The sequence below is a fragment of the Vagococcus sp. JNUCC 83 genome (genome assembly GCF_053667615.1).
The window spans coordinates 1,059,212-1,080,737 of record NZ_CM132204.1 but is presented as its reverse complement, the minus strand read 5'-3'; the positions used below and the strand labels follow the sequence as shown (position 1 = coordinate 1,080,737).

Below are 21,526 nucleotides of genomic sequence, written 5' to 3'. Positions count from 1 at the left end.
AACTTTTAATTAATTGGCGAATAAATTATGATATAATGTGAGAACAACGAAAGGATGGGCAAAATACATGAAAGATTTAATAGGTAGCGTGTGGAGCGGATTAATTATTGATGAAAACGATCAGTTATTTTTTGTGCAAAAAAATGGTGTGACGTTTCATTTAAATAAGTCCGAAGGCGATTTTAAGATAGGGGATATGGTAGAAGGATTTGGCTATGAAAATCAAAAGCATGATCGAATTTTTACAACAAACATTCCAGAGATTCAACAACATAAATTTGGGTTTGCTGAAGTAGTTGACTCAAGACGAGATTTAGGGGTGTTTGTTGATATTGGTTTACCTGATAAAGAGGTGGTAGTTTCACTTGATGAGTTGCCAGAGATGAAGCAGCTATGGCCTAAAAAAGGAGACAAGTTGTTGGTTTGTTTATCAGTAGATGAAAAGGCGAGACTTTGGGCGAATTTATCGGATGATATGACCTTTTTAGCGATGTCAAAAGCTGCTGATGAAGAATCAATGAAGAATAAAAATATCACAGGTGTTGTGTATCGACTAAAGATGGTGGGAACTTTTGTATTCACAGATGAGCATTATGTCGCGTTTATTCATCCATCTGAGAGATATGATGAACCACGTTTAGGTGAAGTGGTTAACGGCCGTGTGATTGGTGTGCGCCCAGATGGTATGTTAAATATGTCGCTAAAACCGAGAGCTTATGAAGTGATTTCTGATGACGCGCAAATGATTCTAACTTTCTTAGAACGTTCTCAAGATGGAATGATTCCATTTAGCGATAAATCGACTCCAGAAGACATCAAGCAAACTTTTGCGATTAGTAAAGGGCAATTTAAGCGAGCTTTGGGCTCTTTAATGAAAGAAAAACGTGTCATTCAAAAAGATGGAAACACTTATTTGATTAAAGATAACTCATCTAATTGAGAATGGGTTGATTTTGTACATTAGATAAATTATAATTTAATTGGATTTATTTCGTAGTAATAAATTATAATGATTATAAAAAAGGATGTGCAAACTACTATGGAACAGCAAAGTTTAGCTTTGCAAAGGATAAAAGATCAGTTGCACGAAGCGAACTACAAGTTAACACCTCAACGTGAAGCTACTGTAAGAGTGTTATTAGAAAATGAGAAAGATCATTTATCAGCAGAAGAGATTTATATGTTAGTGAAATTAAAAACACCTGATATCGGTTTAGCAACAGTATATCGTACGTTAGAGATGCTGACTGAATTAAATGTCTTAGATAAAGTCAATTTTAATGATGGATTAGCAAGGTATGATATGCGAAAAGAAGGTGCAAAACACTTTCATCATCATCTTCTTTGTTTAGAATGTGGAAGCATTGATGAAATTGAAGAAGATTTATTGGGTGACGTTGAAAAAATTGTTGAGAGTCATTACTTTTTTAAGGTGACTGATCATAGATTAACGTTTCATGGTATCTGCCAATCTTGTCAAGAAAAAAACAAGTCCTCTAATGTTTAGATGACTTGTTTTTTTATGTGATATAAAGTGGTGCATGTTCTCTTTGCATAAACGTTTCACGGTCCGACACATACAGATGTTTAAAATTGTCTGCATCAATATGAATCGATGGATTGACGAGGTAGTTTTCTTTTTCAAGAAAAATAATTTGCTCACTCACTAATCCTCTAACCAGTTCAAATTCAATGGGAAGAATCACTTGTTTAGACAAGCGTTTGGTTGTCCGATTGACAAGATTTAACTTAACTAATATCACCGGATTTAGTGGTCTTTTTTCAAAAAAGACTCGCTTAGTTTGCTTAAACTGTGGATTATTAATTGTGTAAATAGGGCAGTTTGCCGTAGTGAGTGATTGGTTTTGTAAAATGATGTTTAAATCCTCTCGCGTGGCACTTGTTAAAGCTATAAGCTCAAACTCTTGATTTAGCATGCGTTTAACTTTAGCATCTTTTGTGAAAAATTCCTGTTTAGCCAATTCGGAAAGATGTTCATCTATACGTTGGCAAACATATTGTTCTTCTTCAATACACTCTTTAATAAATGATTGATAGATGGGCAACGAAATAAATAAAAACCCTAATCCTGAAAAGAAGAGTAAAAAAATTGGAAATGACCACCAAGGAACAGGAAAATCAACCATCATAAAAATTGTTAGGATGAGAGAAACAGGGATGAAAAATATTAAAGACAGATAAAAATAATTCTTTTTTTTCTGATAGATGGCATTAAATTCATCTGTATAATGTTTACTATTTATATTTAAAAAATCTAGTAATTCGATGTTTTTATATGTTTCTTTCTTAGGAAACACATATGTTCCTCCTTCCATTTGACCAATACGTTTATTGTATAATTTAACGATTGAAATGTCTATGTAAAATAATAAAAATTCATCTGATATTTTAAAGATAGTATTTGGAGTAGAAAACTGTTAAAATAATTACTATTGACTGGAGGAAGACGATGAAAACTTATATTGAAGAATATTTGCATTTTCTAAAAATCGAAAGAGGTCTATCTGTTAACACGATTATCAGTTATGAACGTGATTTGAACCAATACGTGAGCTACCTAGAGACACAACATATAGATGATTTAGCTGCCATTGATCGATTTGTGATTATGGATTTTCTATCTTATTTAAGAAAAGAAAATAAGTCTTCCACTACTATTATTCGAATGGTTTCAAGTTTAAGGAAATTTCATCAATTTTTACGTCAAGAACGATACACAGATTCTGATCCAATGCTTTATATTGACACACCAAAGAAAAAACAAACGTTACCCAAAACCTTATCGATTGAAGAAGTCGAAAAAATCATTGATGCACCTGATACAACGACGACTCTTGGTATAAGAGACCGTGCCATATTAGAAGTCATGTATGCAACAGGTCTTCGCGTAACAGAGTTGATTACATTAAAACTGAGTGATCTGCATTTATCAATCGGGCTATTAAAAACACTCGGTAAAGGTGACAAGGAGAGGATTGTCCCTCTTGGTGATCAGGCAATTTTTTGGATTAATCGTTATTTAGAAAAATCTCGACCTGAGTTAGCTATAAAAAATAAAAAAGATGCGACAAATGATTATTTATTTTTAAACTATCAAGGTAAACACTTTTCAAGACAAGGGATTTGGAAAAATCTAAAAGTCTATGTGACACAAGCAGGGATTGATAAAGAAGTCACCCCTCATACGTTGCGTCATAGTTTTGCGACACATTTATTAGAAAATGGAGCAGATTTGAGAATTGTTCAAGAATTACTTGGGCACGCTGATATCTCGACCACTCAAATTTATACTCATATTAGTAAGCAACGACTAGCAGATGTGTACAAAGAACATTTTCCAAGAGCATGAGGTAGATAATATATGGAAGAATTAAATGTAAAATTGGCGATCTTTGAAGGGCCACTTGACTTATTGTTGCATCTGATTAAAACATTAGAAATTGATATTTACGATATTCCTATTGCTGAAATTACCGAGCAATACATGGAGTATATCCATACTATGCGTACGCTTGATTTAGAGGTGGCTGGGGAATTTTTAGTTATGGCTGCCACACTGATGTCAATAAAGAGCAAAATGTTATTGCCACAAGAAGTAATAGAATCAGATAATGACAGTGAGTATGAAACATTGGACCCTCGTGACGTGTTAGTCCAACAACTATTGGATTATAAAAAATTTAAGTATGTGGCAACAGTATTAAAAGATATGGAAACAGAGCGTGGCGATTACTTCACAAAAGAGGCAACAGACTTAACTGAGTATGAAAAAGAATGTACACCACTTGAGCCAAACGAAATCACGACCATTGATTTATTTTTAGCTATACATGACGTACTAACACGGGCTAAAGAGATGGAACCAATGGAAACGAGCGTTATCATGGAAGATTACACGATTGACGATAGGATGTCTTTTGTTTTAAGTCGTGTGCGTTTACTTAAGTCTGAGGAATCGCTATGTTTTGATGAACTATTTACAGTCTATACCCGTTCAGAAATTGTGATGACGTTTCTTGCGGTTTTAGAGTTGATGAAAAGTCGTGATATAATAGTAAAACAAGCGACTAGAGAATCAATGATACAGATTTTTAAAAAAGAAGGTACATAGGATGTTAGGAAAAAAAATTGAGGCATTGTTGTTTGTGTCAGGAGAAGAAGGTATCAGTTTAAATGAATTAAGTCATTTAATGAATGAAACAACAGCAACTATCTATCAGATAATAGAAGAATTGAAACAGTCATACGACTCAGATGATATGCGTGCACTGACGATTTTAGAAGCTGGTGATAGGTTTATGATGACGACAAAAAAAGAACTGGCGGCTTTACTAAAGGATTATGCTCAATCATCCATTAATCAAAAATTATCAAAAATTGCATTGGAAACATTAGCAATTATTGCATATAAACAACCAATTACTCGCTCTGAAATTGAACAAATCAGAGGAGTGCAGAGTTCTGGTTCAATCCAGAAATTGGTACATAAACAGTTGATTGAAGAAAAGGGTCGGGTTGATGGACCTGGACGTGCAATCTTGTATGGAACCACGCAGTATTTTTTTGATTATTTTGGGTTAAAAAGTATGGAAGATTTACCGGATATTCATGAGTTGGATGAGGAATTAGATGAAGAGATGGAATCGACAGATTTATTTTTTGATCGGTTTAAAGAGCAATTTGAAGAAGAAAGAGAAGAGTGAAAAATGGAACGATTACAAAAAGTAATGGCACATTGTGGTGTGGCATCAAGAAGAAAATCAGAAGAGTTAATTCAAGCAGGACGCGTGACAGTAAATGGAAAAAAAGTAACTGAATTAGGTGTAAAGGTGAGTCAATCAGACAAAGTTGAAGTAGATGGCGTGCCGATTTACCAAGAGCAACCAGTTTATTACCTGTTTTATAAACCTAAAAATGTTATTTCAGCCGTATCTGATGACAAGGATCGACCAGTAGTGACTGATTATTTCCCAGGTATTCCAGAACGTATTTTCCCTGTTGGACGACTTGATTATGACACGTCTGGATTACTATTAATGACAAATGACGGTGAATTTGCCAACCTATTGACTCATCCTAAGCATGAGATTGATAAAGTGTATGTGGCAAAAGTAAAAGGAATTGCTTCAAAAGAAGTGTTAAAACCGTTACGAAATGGTGTGAAAATTGAGGGAAGAAAAACTGCTCCAGCCCGTTTTAAAGTCATTTCAACAGATATGAGAAAAGGCACATCTGTTGTGGAATTGATTATTCATGAAGGGCGTAATCATCAAGTTAAAAATATGTTAGCGGCTGTTGGGTTACCGGTCATGAAATTAAAACGTGAAAAAGTTGGTACATTGGATTTAATAGGTCTAAATCCTGGTGATTATAGAGAACTAACAAAAAAAGAAGTAAGCCAGTTATATGTTTTAGCTAATAAAGAGTAAGTTTTTATTGCTTTATTTTTAATATACGATATAATGAGCTTATAAAAATATTAAAGGTCGTCTTCACGGGCAGGGTGTAATTCCCGACCGGTGGTTAAAGTCCACGAACTGATTATCCTATGATGATTAGCCGATTTGGTGAAATTCCAATACCGACAGTTAGAGTCTGGAGTAAAGAAGATAGGGCTTATTTGAGTATACAATCAAGTAAACCACTGTTTTTTGCGCGCGTAAACGGCAATAAAACAGTTTTTTTGTGTACTTAATGCAAGTCTTTTCCGGGGATGGTCCTGTATAGGGGGATTTTCTTATGAACACAGGTAAGACAGAAAAAATGGTGACACTATCACTACTAGCGGGGATTGCGTATCTTTTGATGTTTATTGAGATACCAATATTACCAGTATTTGGTTGGTTAAAGCTTGATTTTAGCGACATACCAATTTTGATTGGGACGTTTTTATATGGACCAGTTAGCGGTATTTTAGTGGCATTTATCCGATCAACGTTAAATTTTATCACAAGTGGTGGTAATCTTGGGGCGTTAATTGGAAATGGTGCAGGATTTTTAGCGACAGTATGTTATTTGTTGCCAATATATAGTTTGATGAAGAAAAAACATTCAAACAAAAATTTAGTAAAAGGTATTATCTATGCAACGATTCTTATGACTATCTTTATGAGTGTGGCCAATTACTTTGTTATCACACCATTTTATTTAAACGTGTTAGGCATGAATTTTGGTATGTCTATTTCAACAATGATTCTTTATGGAATTATACCATTTAACTTGATTAAAGGAGCAGCAGTTGGTGTGGCATTTTTCGTAGTTTATAAAAAAGTTATTCCAGTGCTTGAAAAGAGATTAGCAAAAAAAGTAAGTAATTGAACATAAAACAACCAGATGATGGTTGTTTTTTTTGTTTTTAATAAAATAATTTATAAGAAATCATAAAAATTAGACAAATATGTTTGAAATATTTGTAAAGTTAATTTAATATATGTTATATATTGTTTTATTAATATAGAGGAGTATGAACATGCATAAAAGAAAATATATCAAAGGGATTGATGGCTTAAGAGCAATTGCTGTCATCGGAGTGATCCTATACCATTTGATGCCACAATCGGTATCTGGAGGATTTTTAGGGGTTCCTTTATTTTTTGTCATATCAGGGTATTTAATGACAGACATACTCCTATCTGAGTGGGAAAATAGACAGAAGATTAAAATTAAGGACTTTTATTTCAGACGAGCCAAGCGGATTTATCCGTCGCTCATCGTTTTATTTATTGTATCGGGCAGTGTATTTGCGTTTATATCTCGTAAGTATCTACTGAATTTTAAAGCGATTATTGCGTCAAGTGTATTAAATGTCAATAACTGGTGGCAAATTGCTAATGGTTTTTCTTATTTTGATCGTTTTTCAAATGAATCGCCATTCACTCATTTATGGTCCTTGTCTATAGAAGGCCAGTTTTATATTTTATGGCCGATTATTTTAGCTATTTTACTCTATAAATTAAAAGATTATAAGAAAATTAATCAAATTATTCTATTTATAATGGGGCTTTCAGCATTATTGATGATGGCTTTTTACACACCTGAATCGATTAATCGCATTTATTATGGAACAGATACGCGACTATTTTCAGTCATGATGGGATCATCTTTAGCCTTTTTACTAAGAATCTATCATGAAAAACTTGTAACGATTAATTATTGGAAAAAATTATCAGCGTTTATAGTTGGACTTCTTGTGATAGTTGCTTCTATGTTTATTATGTCTGATAGCAACATTTGGGTTTATCGTGGTGGCATGTTTTTATTTAGTTTAGTATCAACGATTGTTTTAGGATTAATGGTAGAGGTAGAAAGTTTTAGTAATGCTCTTACTAACCCTATTATTAGGTGGATTGGATCAAGAAGTTATGAGATATATTTGTGGCAACTACCGGTAATGGTGGTTTATACCGATCAATTAAAGTGGAACGGTTCTAATGCGTTAATGCATGCGCTTATCCAGTTATTGATTATTGGTTTATTATCAGAAGCTACCTATCGATTGGTAAATAAAATAAGACGAATCGGTCGTTTAAGTGAACTATTAAATGTGTCAAAAGTGTACTTCCAACAACATGTGGCATCTTTGGTTGTGGTTGTTCTATTTTTAGGCACTTTTGTGTATGGTGTTGCGGTATCTCCTTCTGGTAAAATGGATTCTGCTGTAGCCCTTCAAAAGAAATTAGAGAAGAATAAACAAGCAGTTGAGGAGCATAACAAACAGCTTGCCAGTTCAACTGAGAGTAAAGAAAAGGTTAAACAATCTAGTGCTACTACAGAGTCAAGTTCTGAATTACCTAAAACGTCAACAAGTTCTGAAAGTACTGAGTCAAAGTCTAGCGAGTTAACGCCTAGTGAAAAAGAGAAAATTGCAAAAGTACCACTTGGTGCTATTGGCGATTCTGTTTTATTAAGTGCTGCGCCAGAGTTGCAAAATTATTTTCCGCACAGCCATATTGATGCTGAGGTAGGTAGACAACTAGTGGATAGTCCAAAAGAATTTGAAAAACTTGATAAAGACCAACAATTAGGTGACGTCGTTTTAGTTGTTCTTGGAACAAATGGTAGTTTCAAGGAAAGCGATGTTGATAAGATAATGAAAATTATTGGTGAACGACAAGTATTTTTTGTGAATACGTTGGTTGATCGACCATGGCAAGCATCAGTTAATGATACTTTAGCAAAATCAACTGAAAAATATAAAAATGCGCATTTGATTGATTGGAAAAGTTATGCTGAAGGACATAGAGAGTGGTTTGATGAAGATGGGATACATCTCGTTCCTGAGGGCGGAGAAAAATTTAGTGAATTAGTAGCAGAAGAAGTACTAAACGTGTTGCCGTAAAAAAAATCTATCAGCCATTAAACAGCTGATAGATTATTTTTTTAATTCAATCGCTCTTGTGGGACATTTTTGGTAAGCTTCAAGTAGAGCTTCGGGTATTGAGTCGGAAACGTTTTTTTCTAATACATCAGAGTCTTTGAATTTTACGATACCATTATCATAATAATCGAAGAGTTCAGGTGCTTTAATCTGGCACAAACCACAAGCAATACATTTTTCTGGTATAATTTTACATAGCATATAAAAACTCCTTTGAGGTGATAGTATTTGTTCATAGAAGATATGATATTATATTTTTTTCATTCGGGTGATGTAATGCGCTACTCGACATTATATCATCTTTTAAAAGGTAAGAAAACAACATCTGTTTTAAGTTATGGCAAGTTACATGTTATTTTGGAGTACTTCAATTTGTTTCCTAATTTGACCAAAGAGCAGTTTGATAAGATCATTGGTGAGTTAGTAGAAAAAAATTTATTAGTACAAGTGGATAAAGAGTTTGCGGTCATAAATGATGAGGGCAAAAAAACATTAGATAATCAGAGTTTTTCTCACTATAAGATTAATGAGTATCGATACTATAAATATGATGAGTCATTTTGGCGAATGTTATTATTTGCGTCACAAGTGATTTCTTATAAAAGTTATAAAGACAATGATTATCTGCCAATTGATAATGACCCCATTAGGCAACTTCAATTGAAAAAATGGTTACAGAAAGTTAACTCTACAACGTTAGTATCTGATTTTTATGAGGAATGGCAACAGGTATTAACGGTTTTAAATGAGAAGGAACAAGACGTATTGGTCTCACAGCTTGTTGGTCACAAAGTCATTGGTTACACACTCCATCAATTAGCACAACAAAAAAATCAAAGTATGCTGTCACTTTATTTACTACATAAAAGTGCGTTACATCAAGTATTAGATAGTATTAATGACATGCCGACGACTTATCCACTGTTTTTCTCTTTATTGCAATTAATTGAGCAACAAAAAGAACATGACACGGTTGATTTAAGCCGTCACTTGTTATCACAAGGTCATTCGCTTGAAGACGTTGCACGAATGAGAAGATTAAAAGAAAGTACGATTACGGATCATTTTATTGAAGCAAACATGATGACACCAACTGATCAATTGATGACTTATCTTTCTGACAACGTGATGTCTGATTTGTCGAGCTATGTCGTAAACTATCCGGATTACAAGCAGTGGAAATACTCGTTTGTCTTGCGGGATATCCCGTCACTAAAATTTTTTGAATTTAGATTCTATCAATTTTATTTGTTAGAAAAAGAGGAGGGGATTAAATGAAGTTAGAAGCCTTTCTAAAACAAACATTTCATTTTGACGCGTTCCGTAAAGGACAAAAAGAAACCATTGAAGCTTTATTAGATGGGAAGCATACCTTATCTATTTTACCAACTGGAGCTGGCAAGTCGTTATGCTATCAATTTCCTAGTTACTATACAAATAGTGGACAAACGATTATTGTGTCGCCTTTGATATCGCTTATGGAAGACCAAGTGTCCTTGTTAAGAAAGCAAGGGCAAAAGTCTGTAGTGGCAATCAATAGTTTACTTGAAAGACAATCGAGGCAATATGTATTAAATCATCTGCAACAGTATCGGTTTATTTTTATTAGTCCCGAAGCGTTAAGTCAAAAAGAGGTATTAGATCGTGTGTCTAAGCTGACAATTGGGTTGTTTGTGGTTGATGAAGCGCATTGTATTTCTCAGTGGGGACATGATTTTAGGCCCAGTTATCTTAATTTAAAAGATATCAAGCGTCAGTTAGGTAATCCTTTAACGTTGGCATTAACAGCTACTGCTACTAAAGATGTTAAACAGGATATTTGCCACCAACTGTTTATGGATGAACCATTTTTAGAAATTTCTCAATCGGTTAATCGTGATAATATTTATTATGATGTCATCGAAACTGAGGACAAACTCAGTTATTTAGAGGATTTTTTAGCGGATAAGAATGTACCTGGTATCATTTATTTTTCAAGTAAAAAAGAAGCGGATAAAGCGTCAGAGTATCTAAATAGTCGGTTACCTTACTCTGTTCAAAGTTATCATTCAGACTTATCAAGTGAGGACCGAGTAAGAATTCAAGAACAATTTATTCGTGATGATATCCGTGTGTTATGCGCAACAAGTGCTTTTGGAATGGGGATTAATAAGCCAAACATTCGATTTGTCATTCATTATCATTTGCCAAATAGTTTAGAGGATTTTGTGCAAGAATCAGGTCGAGCGGGTCGGGATGGACAACAAAGTTTATCTCTTGTGTTATATCAAAAAGGGGATGAATCCATCCATTTTTTTCTACAAGAACAGACTTATCTGGAAAAACAGGATTTGTTGTTTTTAGAAGGCAAATCAATTCAAGAAAGAAAAAAATATGTAGAAGCTATGACAGATACTCAAAAAAAATGGTTACATCAAATTGAGACAAGTCAGGATGATTGGACTGATTATAAACAAACAATGACAACAAAAAAACGCCAGAAAGAACTCAATGTCTTTAAAATGATGGATTATTGTCAGAGTAACGGTTGTCGACGGGAGATCATTCATCGGTATTTTGATGAGTTGAATGTGGAACGGCCGGAATTTTGCTGTAACAATTGTCAAGAACATAGACCAAATGTTAATATAGATAAAGTAGTGGAAAAAGAGACAGAGAAGGCACTAAAATTAAAAGAAAAGTTAGAAAAAATGTTTTTTTTAGCTATTTCAAGCGACAGATAGTGTTAATTATGATAAAATGGTTTCAGATATTTTGAGGAGGTATTATTCTTGAGTGATAACAATATAAATAATAATAACAACGATAACAACGAAAATTGGGATCAAGAAATATATGAAGATGATGGGTCAAGAACCAACCGACGTTCTAAATCAGAAAAGCGTACATGGTTTGTAGTGAGCATCATTGTCATTTTATTTTTAATCGTGTTGATTCCAACAGGAGCTATTCTATACTCTCAAATGAGTGGGAACTTGAATGCAGGTAAAACAGCTGCAACCTCTAGTTCAACAACTGTAGTGAGTAGTTCAACAAAAGAAACAGAATCATCAACAAAGGAATCAAGTTCTTCGACAACAGAGTCATCGTCGACAGCAACAAGTACAACAGAATCTTTTGCTGATGTTGAAGTACCAAAAAATGACCCATCAACAAGAGGTCAAGTGGCACAAAATGAAACAGAACAAAATCAAACGACTCCAAATCAAGGAACACAAGATCAGACACAATCAGCCGGTGGTTCTACCGTAGCTTATGGTCAAGGAGATAGCACACGTTCTTTATGGAAAATCTCTCAAGAAGCGGGTATTACTTTAGACCAATTATATCAATTAAATCCAGGGTTAACACCTGAAAACGTTCAACCTGGACAACCAATTAGAGTTCAATAAACATAATAAAAGTCGTCTTAGGACGACTTTTATTATGTATTGTAGACAAGGAAGAGGAATAAATTAGATGAGTAAATACATTCAAGTAGCTATTGATGGACCAGCATCAGCAGGTAAAAGTACTGTTGCAAAAATTTTAGCAAAAAAAATGGGGTATATTTACTGTGATACTGGCGCTATGTATCGAGTGGTAACACTTTATGCCTTACAACATAATCTTAAGTTAGACCAACCAAGTATGTTAGTGAAGGCATTAAAGCAGTTAGTGATTACGTTTGATTATGTAGATGGTGTGCAACATGTCTATGCTAATGGGATGGATGTGACTGACGATATTCGCATGCCAAATGTGACAAATCATGTGTCAGAAGTCGCCGCGATAAAAGAAATTAGACAAGAATTGGTCAATCGTCAAAAAGCAATTTCTAATTCGCAAAATATTGTGATGGATGGCCGCGATATTGGCACAGTAGTGTTACCTGATGCTGATTTAAAAATCTTTTTAGTAGCGAGTGTAAAAGAGCGTGCGGAGCGTCGATACAAAGAAAATATCGAAAAAGGAATTATGACTAGTCTAGATGAGTTGCAAAAAGAAATCGAAGACAGAGATTATTATGATTCACATAGAAAAGAGTCTCCACTTGTTCAAGCCAGTGATGCAATAAAAGTAGATACCACAGGTTTATCGATAGAAGAAGTGGTAAAAATTATAGAAAATGAGCTAAAAAAAGTAAATTAATCTCAAATCGGATAGATAATACTAGTAAAGTGTTTTTGTTTTAGGTAGAATATAAGTATGTAGTGAAAAATCAAGTAAGTGTTGCATAGGAGGATAAGGATATTATGTCAGATGAAACAATGTTAGATGCAATTGAAAGTGTTCAAGATGTAAAGGTTGGCGATTTAGTACAAGGTGAGATTTTAGCAGTTGACGATAATAAACAAGCAGTCGTTGGAATTATCGGAGCTGGTGTTGAAGGAGTGATTCCTTTAAAAGAATTATCAACTATTCCAGTTGAAAATGTCACAGATGTTGTATCAATCGGTGATGTGATTGATTTAGTCGTTATTTCTGAAATCGGAAAAGATAAAGAAAATGGTAGTTATTTATTGTCTAAACGTCGCTTAGATGCACGTAAAGTATGGCAAGAAATTGAAAATAAATTTAAAGCAGGAGAAACTGTTGAAGGTCCTGTCACTGATGTGGTTAAAGGCGGGTTAGTGGTTGACGTTGGTGTGCGTGGGTTTGTCCCAGCATCAATGGTATCTGACCATTTCATCTCAGATTTTTCTGAATTTAAAGGCCAAACATTAACTTTTAAAATAATTGAAATCGAACCATCAGAAAATCGTTTAATCTTATCTCGTCGTGCACTTTTAGAAGCTGAAAAAGCAAAAGCTAAAGAAGAAGTATTTGGTAAATTAGTAGCAGGTGACGTGGTAACTGGTAAAGTGGCTCGCTTGACAGACTTTGGTGCGTTTGTTGATTTAGGTGGTGTGGATGGATTAGTCCACGTGTCTGAAATCTCCCATGCACATGTTTCAAAACCTTCAGATGTTTTAAATTCAGGTGATGAGGTAACAGTTAAAGTATTAAGTGTTGACCCTGAAAAAGAACGTGTGTCATTGTCAATCAAAGAAACATTGGCTGGACCATGGGATGATATTGAAACAAAAGCAAGTGTTGGATCTGTATTAGAAGGAACTGTTAAACGTTTAACAGATTTTGGTGCATTTGTAGAAGTATTACCTGGTGTTGAAGGATTAGTTCATATCTCTCAAATTTCACATAAACACATCGCAACACCTCATGAAGAATTAAATGAGGGTGACGTGATTCAGGTCAAAGTTTTAGACGTATCAGCAGAAAATAAACGCATTGGTTTAAGTATCAAAGCCTTGCAAGAAAAAGAAGACGAAGTAGTTGTTGAAGAAGAAGACTACGTTATGCCAGAAGAGTCAACAGGCTTTACTTTGGGTGATGTGTTAGGTGAAGATTTAACAGGTAAATAATGAAAAGTCAGCTTGCGAGCTGACTTTTTTTATGAATTATTTAACATTTATCTTGCACCGGCTCTGCCTTCGGGTTAAACTACATAAGGATAAAAAGAAAAAAGGTTAAAGGAGGAATGACTATGTCAATCCCTACACTAGCGATTGTTGGACGTCCAAACGTTGGAAAATCAACTCTGTTCAATCGTATGGCTGGAGAGAGAATTTCTATCGTGGAAGATGTTCCTGGTGTCACACGTGATAGAATTTATGCCCATTCTGAATGGTTGGGACGTGAATTTAGCATTATTGATACTGGTGGAATCGAGATGAGTGATGAGCCTTTTATGGATCAAATTAAACACCAAGCTCAAATAGCTATCGAAGAAGCTGATGTGATTATTTTAGTGACAAGTGGTCGTGAAGGTGTTACAGATGCGGATGAGTATGTGGCAAAAATATTATATAAAAGTGATAAACCAGTCATCTTGGCTGTTAATAAAGTTGATAACCCAGAAATGAGAAATGACATCTACGAATTTTACTCTCTTGGATTGGGGGATCCTATTCCTGTTTCAGGAAGTCACGGTATTGGACTAGGTGATGTGCTAGATGAGGCTATCAAACACTTCAAACCAGTTGAATTAGAAGAAGAGGATGACATTATCCGTTTTAGTTTGATTGGTCGACCAAATGTTGGAAAGTCATCATTAATTAATGCTCTACTAGGTGAAGACCGAGTGATTGTTTCAAACGTTGCAGGGACAACACGTGATGCGATTGATACATCCTTTGTCTCAGATACTGGTCAAGAGTTTATCATGATTGATACAGCTGGTATGAGAAAAAAAGGGAAAGTCTATGAGAATACTGAAAAGTATAGTGCGATGCGTTCTATGCGTGCAATAGACCGCTCTGACGTGGTACTGGTTGTATTAAACGCTGAAGAGGGTATTCGTGAATATGACAAGCGCATTGCAGGATTTGCTCATGATGCAGGAAAAGGAATTATCATAGTAGTTAATAAATGGGATACTTTGGAAAAGGATAATCATACCATGAAAGAGTTTGAAGAAGACATTCGCTCTGAATTTAGATACCTTGATTATGCGCCAATTGTCTACGTGTCTGCTAAAACAAAACAACGTTTAAATCAGTTGCCTGGAATCATTGAGACGGTAAGTCAAAATCAAACATTACGTGTGCCATCATCTGTTTTAAATGATGTGATAATGGATGCAGTTGCGATTAATCCAACACCGACTGATAAAGGCAAACGATTGAAAATTTTCTATGCCACACAAGTAGCCATTAAACCACCAACATTTGTTGTGTTTGTTAACGAAGAAGAACTAATGCATTTTTCTTATGCAAGATTCTTAGAAAACCAAATTAGACGGGCTTTTGAGTTTGAAGGGACACCAATTCGAATTATTACAAGACGTCGAAAATAGTTTATTTTAACATACCGTTTTTGTTTTTGCAAAAAAACGATAAAATCGTAAAATTATTTAGGATTTCATTTAATAACCTTGCTAAATCAATGTTCTTATGGTATCTTTGTTTAAGAAATATTGTAGTTGAATATTTCTACTCACTCATTTTGAGTAAGTCAAAATGGATGATTTAGAAAAGATGTCACGTAAAACATCGGACTGTTTTTTAGGAGGTGAAATTAACAATGGCAAACAAAGCAGAATTAATCGAAAAAGTTGCAGAAGCAACAGGATTAACTAAAAAAGATGCTACAGCATCAGTAGACGCTGTATTTACTTCAATCCAAGAATTTTTATCTGAAGGTGAAAAAGTTCAATTAATCGGTTTCGGAAACTTCGAAGTACGTGAAAGAGCTGCCCGTAAAGGACGTAACCCACAAACAGGTGAAGAAATTCAAATCGCTGCAAGTAAAGTACCTGCATTCAAACCAGGTAAAGCGTTAAAAGACGCAGTTAAATAAAACTGTTTAAACAAGTACCGATTGTTTCGGTGCTTGTTTTTTTTTTAGTTATTCAAAATTCTAGGAAAATACGTAAAAATGAATTAGAATAGATTAGACTACTAAAATAAGGGTGATGAGAGATGCATTGGATAGCAGTGATAATTGTTGGAAGTATTATTGGTGCAGTGGCAACGTTAATAACAGGAAAAAAAGATTCGCAAGGTTGTGTGTTTAACCTAATTGCTGGTCTTCTAGGTTCAGCTATTGGTCAAAAATTATTTGGGGATGATTGGGGAGGCCAACTGGCAGGAATGGCATTAGTACCGTCAATTTTAGGTGCCATCATTATTGTGGCCATTGCATCAATTTTTCAGAAAAAATAAGAGTATGTTAGTTAAGGAGAAAACACATGTCATATAGTAAACAAATGTTAGAGGCACTATCATCTGGTGATTTGGCTCAAGCCACTGTCTATTTTAACGAGGCACTATCAAATGATTTGCCAGAAGAAAAGTTACAACTAGCTGATAATTTATACCAACTAGGATTTTTAGAAGAAGCATCCACATTATTTAAAGATTTATTGAATCTTTATCCAGATGAGGATAGTTTAAAAATTTCTTTAGGAGAAATTGCCATCGAAGAAGATAAACTAGAAGAAGCCTTTGGATGGTTAGAACAAATCAAACCAAGTAGTGACTTGTATGCTCAAAGTTTGTTGACGTTAGCAGATATTTACCAAATGATGGATATTCCTGAAGTTAGCGAACAAAAATTAAAAGAAGCAAAACAAATTCTACCAAATGAACCACTCATTGATTTAGCTTTAGCTGAGTTGTATTTTGCCACAGAAGACTATGCACAGGCTATTACAGCGTACGAAACGATTAAGGAATCTTATCCTACCTTTGAGTCGCCAATTGACTTAGATGAGCGAATTGGTGTGTCACTTTCAAGGGTGGGTGAGTATGAGCAAGCTGTAGCATTTTTAGAGTCTGCTATTAAACAAGGTGAAACAGTAGAAAGACTATTTCAATTGGCACTATGTTATTACCAACTTCAAGAAAATGAGCGAAGCATTCAGTTATTAACCAAAGTTAGTGAGATGAATCCTGAATTCAACCAAGTCTACTACCCACTATCTCAAATTTTATACGATGAAGGAAGATTTGAAGAAGCGCTAGAAGTGGCTGAAAAAGGCATTCACGTCAATCCGTATGATGTGTCAGTCTATCATCTAGCATCAGAAGCGTCTTATCAACTAAATCAAAAAGACCAAGCTAAAATGTACTTAGAAGAAGTGATTGCACTAGAATTAGATAGTGACATTTCAAAATTAAAATTGGCAGAATTACTGTTAAAAGAAGAAGAGTTTGAAGAAACCATTCATTTAGTTTCTACTTTGGATATTTTAGATCAAGGAGAAGCTTATTGGTATTTGGCTCAAGCATATAATGGGTTAGAAGAATATGAGGACGCAAAAAAATATTATGAATTAGCCTCTACATATTTAGATATTGATGCGGACTTTTTAAGAGATTATGGGTTATTCTTAAGAGAAGAAGGACAATTAGAGAAAGCTCGTGTGGTTTTAGCGAACTATCTGACAATGGTTCCAGATGATTTGATGATTGTCTCTTTATTGGAAGAGTAGCGTGAGTCTATGGCTAATTTAGAGGACAAACGAGCATTTGTGAAGTGGCTGATTGAATCAGTCACGTTAAAAGAAAAAGAGGCTTATTGGATTTTAAATTATTTATTAAATCATGATGCTATTTTAAATCGTGTAGAATTGGTTGAAAAAGTTGATAAAACACCTAGAGGGTTAATGATTTCTGATAATTCTACTATGGATCGTGGGATGGTTTTGTTTATTGACAATCAGCCGTTTACTGACGCTCAACAAATATTTCATGATATCAGAATGAAATACAAAGAGCCGTTGTATTTGGAAGTGAGTTTCAGTGACCGAGAATTTAATGAGCTTTATCAAACGGTGCTAGAAGAAAATCCTTTTTTAAGTGTGTTTGATACCTTATCGGAAGAGATGGTAGAAAAAATTGCGAATGATTTTAGGGAAAAACAATATCAACTGAAATTAAATAATATTTTAGAAAAATTAAATTCAGCCATTGATACTGGTGATAAAGAAGCATTTATTTATTGGTCAAGTGTCTATCAAAAAGAAAAAAACAAAAGTGATAAGTAACCTCACTTTTGTTTTTTTGCTTGTTGGTGAATTTCTTGTAACTCTTTGTATGTAAAACCTTCACCCGTCACTTCATTGATATTAAAGAAAGTCATAAATGCTGTTGGATCAATCTCATCTGTGATTTCTTTGATACGACTCATTTCACTAATACTTGCCACACAATAAACCATTTGACGTATCTCTTTTGAAAATCCACCTTCACTATTGATATATGTGACACCACGGTCTAATTCTTTCATGATTGTTTCACCAATCAATCGGTCATGATCAGACACAATGAAGACGCCTTTTGCGCCATATGAGGCATCTTGGACAAAATCAACGACTCGACTAAACACAAAGACTGTAATCAAGGTGTACATCATTTGTTTTAACGATAAATACGTCAAAGAAAGAAGAAGAACACCAACATCTAAGGCAAAAAGTGATCGACCAATTGTCATACCAAAACGTCTTTCGATGATTCTAGCGATAATATCTGTTCCGCCAGTTGTCCCACCGTACTTGTAGACAATCCCACTACCAAAGCCACCACAAATCCCTGCTAAAAGTGCCGCAATTAAAATATCATTGTCGACAGAAATGGCTAAAGGAATTTTTTGCCAAACCCATAAATTAAGAGAGAGTGACAGTGATCCAACTAGTGTTAAAATCAGTGGTTCAAGACCTAATAATTTTAAACCAACTAAAATCAGTGGAACGTTTAAGACGAGTGTTGTTAACGCAGGATCGACATGAAACAGATTATAAATAATTAAGGCAATCCCAGTCATTCCACCTTCTGCTAACTTATTTGCCATGTTAAAATTTACCAAACCAAAACTAAAAATGCTCGCTCCAATAAAAATCATGATACAATTAATAAAAAATTGCTTAGTTACACGCATAATATGCCCCCACAAACCAAATTTACTGATACCTAAGTTTCATCTTATCATTGTCTATAGAGTCCAACAAGGGATAAGGGACTGCAAAAACTAGGTGTATTTTATAATATTTTAAAGGAGTTTAACATGAAATCAATTAATAAACTATCAGATATGCAACACGAAGTAGATGACTATATTTCGCAATTTAAAGCAGGCTATTTTTCCCCTTTGTCGCAATTAGCTAGACTGACAGAAGAAACGGGCGAATTAGCACGTGAAATCAATCATTATTATGGTGAAAAAGCAAAAAAATCATCTGAAAAACCAAAAACAGTGGAAGAAGAATTGGGTGATGTGTTTATCGTTTTATTAATTATGGCAAATTCTTTGGACATTGATTTGACAAAAGTATTTGAAGATAACATGAAAAAGTTTTATGCTAGAGATAGTCATCGCTTTGAACGAGTAGATGAGGCAAAAAGTATGGAATAGAAAGTAGATAATTATGAAAATTAATGACTTACCGTTAGAATTTAGACAAGCATTACCAGTTATGGACATTATTATGGAGCATCATTACGAAGCCTATTTTGTTGGTGGCAGTGTAAGAGATGTCATACTAGGTCATACTATTCATGATGTGGACATAGCCACAAGTGCTTTCCCTCAAGAAATTAAAGAGATGTTTCCTAGAACCATTGATGTAGGCATTGATCATGGTACCGTTTTAGTTTTGTATGAGAATGATCAGTATGAAATCACAACCTTTAGAACAGAATCAACCTATCAAGATTACCGACGTCCGGATAGCGTCACATTTGTTCGGTCTCTTGAAGAAGATTTGAAGCGCAGAGATTTTACAATGAACGCACTAGCTATGACGTGTGATGGAGATGTCATTGATTTATTTGATGGGATTCAATCCATTCATCAAAAAGAGATAAAAGCAGTTGGTAATCCTGATGAGCGTTTTAGTGAAGATGCTTTACGTATGATGCGCGCCTTACGTTTTGCTAGCCAATTAGGTTTTGATATAGAAAAAGAAACAGAACAAGCTATCTTAAAAAATCATCAGTTATTAGATAAAATCGCGATTGAAAGAATTTACATAGAATGGGTAAAATTATTGATGGGCCAACAAAGAGCTCGTGGTATTGTCCCATTCGTTGAAACAAAATGTTTTGAGTATTGCCCAGGATTAAAGGATAAAAAAAATGAATTGATGGTATTTGCCAAACAATCGCCAAATAAATTATTAACGAGTGAAGAATTAGCTTGGAGTTGTTTGTTGGTTGCAATTAATATATCTGACGTTAAAATGTTTTTATCAAAATGGAAAGCATCAAAACGATTGACGAATTTATTAGACAGTGTGATGTATTATTATACAAAACGTTTAACAAAAAGTTGGTCAGCTAAAGAGTTATATCAGGCTGGGCCAGAAGTGATTTATTTAGTAGAGGAAACACGAGAGTTTTTTGGGTTAAATAATGAAGCTAAACAATATTTAATGACATACGAAGAGTTGCCCATTAAAAATATGGCTGATTTGGCGGTTTCTGGTCGTGATGTGTTAGCTGATAGCGACAAAAAACCAGGTCCTTGGTTAGGAGAAACACTAAAGCATGTTGAATATCAAGTAGTTGAAGGATACTGGCAGAATGATAAACAATATTTATTGGAAAAAATAAAAGAAAGGGAAGGTGCATTCTACGATGAATTATGAAATGACGTTTGAAGTAACCACAAGATACACTGCAAAAGAGCTTGGTTCTGGTACACTACAAGTACTAGGAACACCTGGATTAATAGCAATGGTAGAGAATGTTTGCATGAACGCTATCGAAAAAGATCTTGAATCAGGCACAACATCTGTCGGCTCTTATATTGATATCAATCATTTGAAACCATCTTTGATGGGGGCGTTAATTAATATAATTGTGAGTTTAGATAAATCAGATGGAAAGATATTTAATTTTTCATATAAAGCATACGATGGAGAAACACTCATTGCATCGGGGAATCACTCACGTGTAAAAGTTGATGTGATGTCATTTATGGAACGTCTAAACAAATAATAGTTATAATTTGTGAAAAGTTTAATAAAGTTGTTTATTTTTATTCAGTCTCGTGTTACAATAAATGTGTAAGAAAGATGATAAGTTTCTAATTGGAAAGAGGAGATCATTTATGGCAAAAACAATGACAGGTTTTAAATTTTATTTTAGAAATGGTGAAACATGGACAATAGACCGTGAATGCATTGGCGATTTATGGATTAGTAAAGTATCAACAAGTTATGGTCGTATTAATGGAAGTGACTTCCAAAAAATTAGACCGTGTGAAGGATTTAAAATAGAAATTTTAAGTGAAGCAGATCATGTACAGACAGATGATATTAATTTAGGTGGTTTAGAATCAGGTATGTTTGAACGTGCGACAAAATATCAAGATATTGAGAAAATGGATATTATGTTTGATGATGGTGCAAGTGATTTAATTTACTTCCCATACAAAGACAAAGAAACTCCAGGTCAAGAAGGACTAGATAACATCTACCAAACAACCAAAATTTCAAAAGATAATCGTTTATATATTGTTATCGATGAAAATAAATCAGTAGACGAGGTTTATGGCGAGTTTTTATAAAATTAAATAATAATTGTTAAAGGAGTTATACCAAATTTGGTATAACTCTTTTTTTGTATATAAGTTCATAAAAAA

Annotated in this window: 25 protein-coding genes and 1 riboswitch; of the genes, 22 read left to right on the top strand and 3 right to left on the bottom strand. The window is 34.3% G+C overall.

Going from position 1 to position 21,526, the window contains the following annotated elements; translation table 11 throughout:
• The first annotated feature begins 67 nt into the window (after window positions 1-67).
• Window positions 68-940: a CvfB family protein gene (locus JNUCC83_RS05120; RefSeq protein WP_454461141.1), complete on the top strand. Its 873-nt coding sequence runs from the start codon at window positions 68-70 to the stop codon at window positions 938-940.
• Between the two features lie 99 nt (window positions 941-1,039).
• Window positions 1,040-1,507, top strand: coding sequence for a ferric iron uptake transcriptional regulator (fur, locus tag JNUCC83_RS05115; protein WP_454461140.1), 468 nt, complete (start codon window positions 1,040-1,042; stop codon window positions 1,505-1,507).
• A 13-nt stretch (window positions 1,508-1,520) separates the two neighbouring features.
• Here fur and JNUCC83_RS05110 read toward each other — a convergent pair whose 3' ends face one another.
• Window positions 1,521-2,318, bottom strand: a complete 798-nt coding sequence (locus JNUCC83_RS05110) for a hypothetical protein (RefSeq protein ID WP_454461139.1) — start codon at window positions 2,316-2,318, stop codon at window positions 1,521-1,523.
• 152 nt (window positions 2,319-2,470) lie between these two features.
• Between JNUCC83_RS05110 and xerD the strand changes: the two genes are divergently transcribed.
• The 6 genes from xerD to JNUCC83_RS05080 all read left to right on the top strand — a co-directional run bounded on the left by xerD (window position 2,471) and on the right by JNUCC83_RS05080 (window position 8,359).
• Window positions 2,471-3,370, top strand: a complete 900-nt coding sequence (gene xerD, locus JNUCC83_RS05105) for a site-specific tyrosine recombinase XerD (RefSeq protein WP_454461138.1) — start codon at window positions 2,471-2,473, stop codon at window positions 3,368-3,370.
• A gap of 12 nt (window positions 3,371-3,382) precedes the next feature.
• Entirely contained in the window at window positions 3,383-4,132 is a 750-nt protein-coding gene (locus tag JNUCC83_RS05100) for a segregation/condensation protein A (protein WP_454461137.1), read from the top strand.
• Window position 4,133: 1 nt separating this feature from the next.
• Window positions 4,134-4,724, top strand: coding sequence for an SMC-Scp complex subunit ScpB (gene scpB, locus JNUCC83_RS05095; protein WP_454461136.1), 591 nt, complete (start codon window positions 4,134-4,136; stop codon window positions 4,722-4,724).
• Window positions 4,725-4,727: 3 nt separating this feature from the next.
• Window positions 4,728-5,450 (top strand): pseudouridine synthase, encoded by a 723-nt coding sequence (locus JNUCC83_RS05090; RefSeq protein ID WP_454461135.1) that lies wholly within the window; start codon window positions 4,728-4,730, stop codon window positions 5,448-5,450.
• Between the two features lie 55 nt (window positions 5,451-5,505).
• Window positions 5,506-5,636: riboswitch (FMN riboswitch) on the top strand.
• A gap of 124 nt (window positions 5,637-5,760) precedes the next feature.
• Complete coding sequence (locus JNUCC83_RS05085; RefSeq protein ID WP_454461134.1) at window positions 5,761-6,339, top strand: ECF transporter S component; 579 nt, start codon at window positions 5,761-5,763, stop codon at window positions 6,337-6,339.
• A gap of 151 nt (window positions 6,340-6,490) precedes the next feature.
• Window positions 6,491-8,359, top strand: coding sequence for an acyltransferase family protein (locus JNUCC83_RS05080; protein ID WP_454461133.1), 1,869 nt, complete (start codon window positions 6,491-6,493; stop codon window positions 8,357-8,359).
• Window positions 8,360-8,392: 33 nt separating this feature from the next.
• On the opposite strand, the gene JNUCC83_RS05075 is transcribed toward JNUCC83_RS05080, so the two are convergent.
• The gene (locus tag JNUCC83_RS05075) at window positions 8,393-8,599 is read right to left on the bottom strand and encodes a ferredoxin (RefSeq protein WP_454461132.1); all 207 of its coding nucleotides are present in this window, start codon (window positions 8,597-8,599) and stop codon (window positions 8,393-8,395) included.
• Between the two features lie 75 nt (window positions 8,600-8,674).
• Between JNUCC83_RS05075 and JNUCC83_RS05070 the strand changes: the two genes are divergently transcribed.
• From JNUCC83_RS05070 to JNUCC83_RS05025, 10 genes are all read left to right on the top strand, one after another.
• The gene (locus JNUCC83_RS05070) at window positions 8,675-9,676 is read left to right on the top strand and encodes a YpbB family protein (protein ID WP_454461131.1); all 1,002 of its coding nucleotides are present in this window, start codon (window positions 8,675-8,677) and stop codon (window positions 9,674-9,676) included.
• Entirely contained in the window at window positions 9,673-11,121 is a 1,449-nt protein-coding gene (locus JNUCC83_RS05065; protein WP_454461130.1) for a RecQ family ATP-dependent DNA helicase, read from the top strand. Before JNUCC83_RS05070 ends, JNUCC83_RS05065 begins: the two co-directional genes overlap by 4 nt.
• Before the next feature lie 48 nt (window positions 11,122-11,169).
• Window positions 11,170-11,790 carry a LysM peptidoglycan-binding domain-containing protein gene (locus tag JNUCC83_RS05060; RefSeq protein ID WP_454461129.1) on the top strand — a complete coding sequence of 207 codons (621 nt, stop codon included), beginning with the start codon at window positions 11,170-11,172 and terminating at the stop codon, window positions 11,788-11,790.
• Window positions 11,791-11,857: 67 nt separating this feature from the next.
• Window positions 11,858-12,529: a (d)CMP kinase gene (cmk, locus tag JNUCC83_RS05055; protein WP_454461128.1), complete on the top strand. Its 672-nt coding sequence runs from the start codon at window positions 11,858-11,860 to the stop codon at window positions 12,527-12,529.
• A gap of 104 nt (window positions 12,530-12,633) precedes the next feature.
• On the top strand, window positions 12,634-13,803 hold the full coding sequence (gene rpsA, locus JNUCC83_RS05050; RefSeq protein WP_454461127.1) for a 30S ribosomal protein S1: 1,170 nt from the start codon (window positions 12,634-12,636) through the stop codon (window positions 13,801-13,803).
• A 122-nt stretch (window positions 13,804-13,925) separates the two neighbouring features.
• Window positions 13,926-15,236 (top strand): ribosome biogenesis GTPase Der, encoded by a 1,311-nt coding sequence (gene der, locus JNUCC83_RS05045; RefSeq protein ID WP_454461126.1) that lies wholly within the window; start codon window positions 13,926-13,928, stop codon window positions 15,234-15,236.
• A 227-nt stretch (window positions 15,237-15,463) separates the two neighbouring features.
• A complete protein-coding gene (locus tag JNUCC83_RS05040) occupies window positions 15,464-15,739 on the top strand; it encodes an HU family DNA-binding protein (protein ID WP_071457044.1) in 276 nt (91 codons plus the stop codon).
• Window positions 15,740-15,861: 122 nt separating this feature from the next.
• Entirely contained in the window at window positions 15,862-16,104 is a 243-nt protein-coding gene (locus JNUCC83_RS05035; protein WP_454461125.1) for a GlsB/YeaQ/YmgE family stress response membrane protein, read from the top strand.
• Between the two features lie 26 nt (window positions 16,105-16,130).
• The gene (locus JNUCC83_RS05030; RefSeq protein ID WP_454461124.1) at window positions 16,131-17,375 is read left to right on the top strand and encodes a tetratricopeptide repeat protein; all 1,245 of its coding nucleotides are present in this window, start codon (window positions 16,131-16,133) and stop codon (window positions 17,373-17,375) included.
• A 9-nt stretch (window positions 17,376-17,384) separates the two neighbouring features.
• Entirely contained in the window at window positions 17,385-17,930 is a 546-nt protein-coding gene (locus JNUCC83_RS05025; RefSeq protein ID WP_454461123.1) for a YpiB family protein, read from the top strand.
• Window positions 17,931-17,932: 2 nt separating this feature from the next.
• On the opposite strand, the gene JNUCC83_RS05020 is transcribed toward JNUCC83_RS05025, so the two are convergent.
• On the bottom strand, window positions 17,933-18,820 hold the full coding sequence (locus tag JNUCC83_RS05020) for a YitT family protein (RefSeq protein WP_454461122.1): 888 nt from the start codon (window positions 18,818-18,820) through the stop codon (window positions 17,933-17,935).
• Window positions 18,821-18,946: 126 nt separating this feature from the next.
• Between JNUCC83_RS05020 and JNUCC83_RS05015 the strand changes: the two genes are divergently transcribed.
• From JNUCC83_RS05015 to JNUCC83_RS05000, 4 genes are all read left to right on the top strand, one after another.
• Window positions 18,947-19,294: a nucleotide pyrophosphohydrolase gene (locus tag JNUCC83_RS05015; RefSeq protein ID WP_454461121.1), complete on the top strand. Its 348-nt coding sequence runs from the start codon at window positions 18,947-18,949 to the stop codon at window positions 19,292-19,294.
• A gap of 13 nt (window positions 19,295-19,307) precedes the next feature.
• Complete coding sequence (locus JNUCC83_RS05010) at window positions 19,308-20,528, top strand: CCA tRNA nucleotidyltransferase (protein ID WP_454461120.1); 1,221 nt, start codon at window positions 19,308-19,310, stop codon at window positions 20,526-20,528.
• Window positions 20,518-20,880 (top strand): thioesterase family protein, encoded by a 363-nt coding sequence (locus tag JNUCC83_RS05005; RefSeq protein WP_454461119.1) that lies wholly within the window; start codon window positions 20,518-20,520, stop codon window positions 20,878-20,880. Before JNUCC83_RS05010 ends, JNUCC83_RS05005 begins: the two co-directional genes overlap by 11 nt.
• A 112-nt stretch (window positions 20,881-20,992) precedes the next feature.
• Window positions 20,993-21,451, top strand: a complete 459-nt coding sequence (locus JNUCC83_RS05000; protein ID WP_454461118.1) for a hypothetical protein — start codon at window positions 20,993-20,995, stop codon at window positions 21,449-21,451.
• Window positions 21,452-21,526 lie beyond the last annotated feature (75 nt).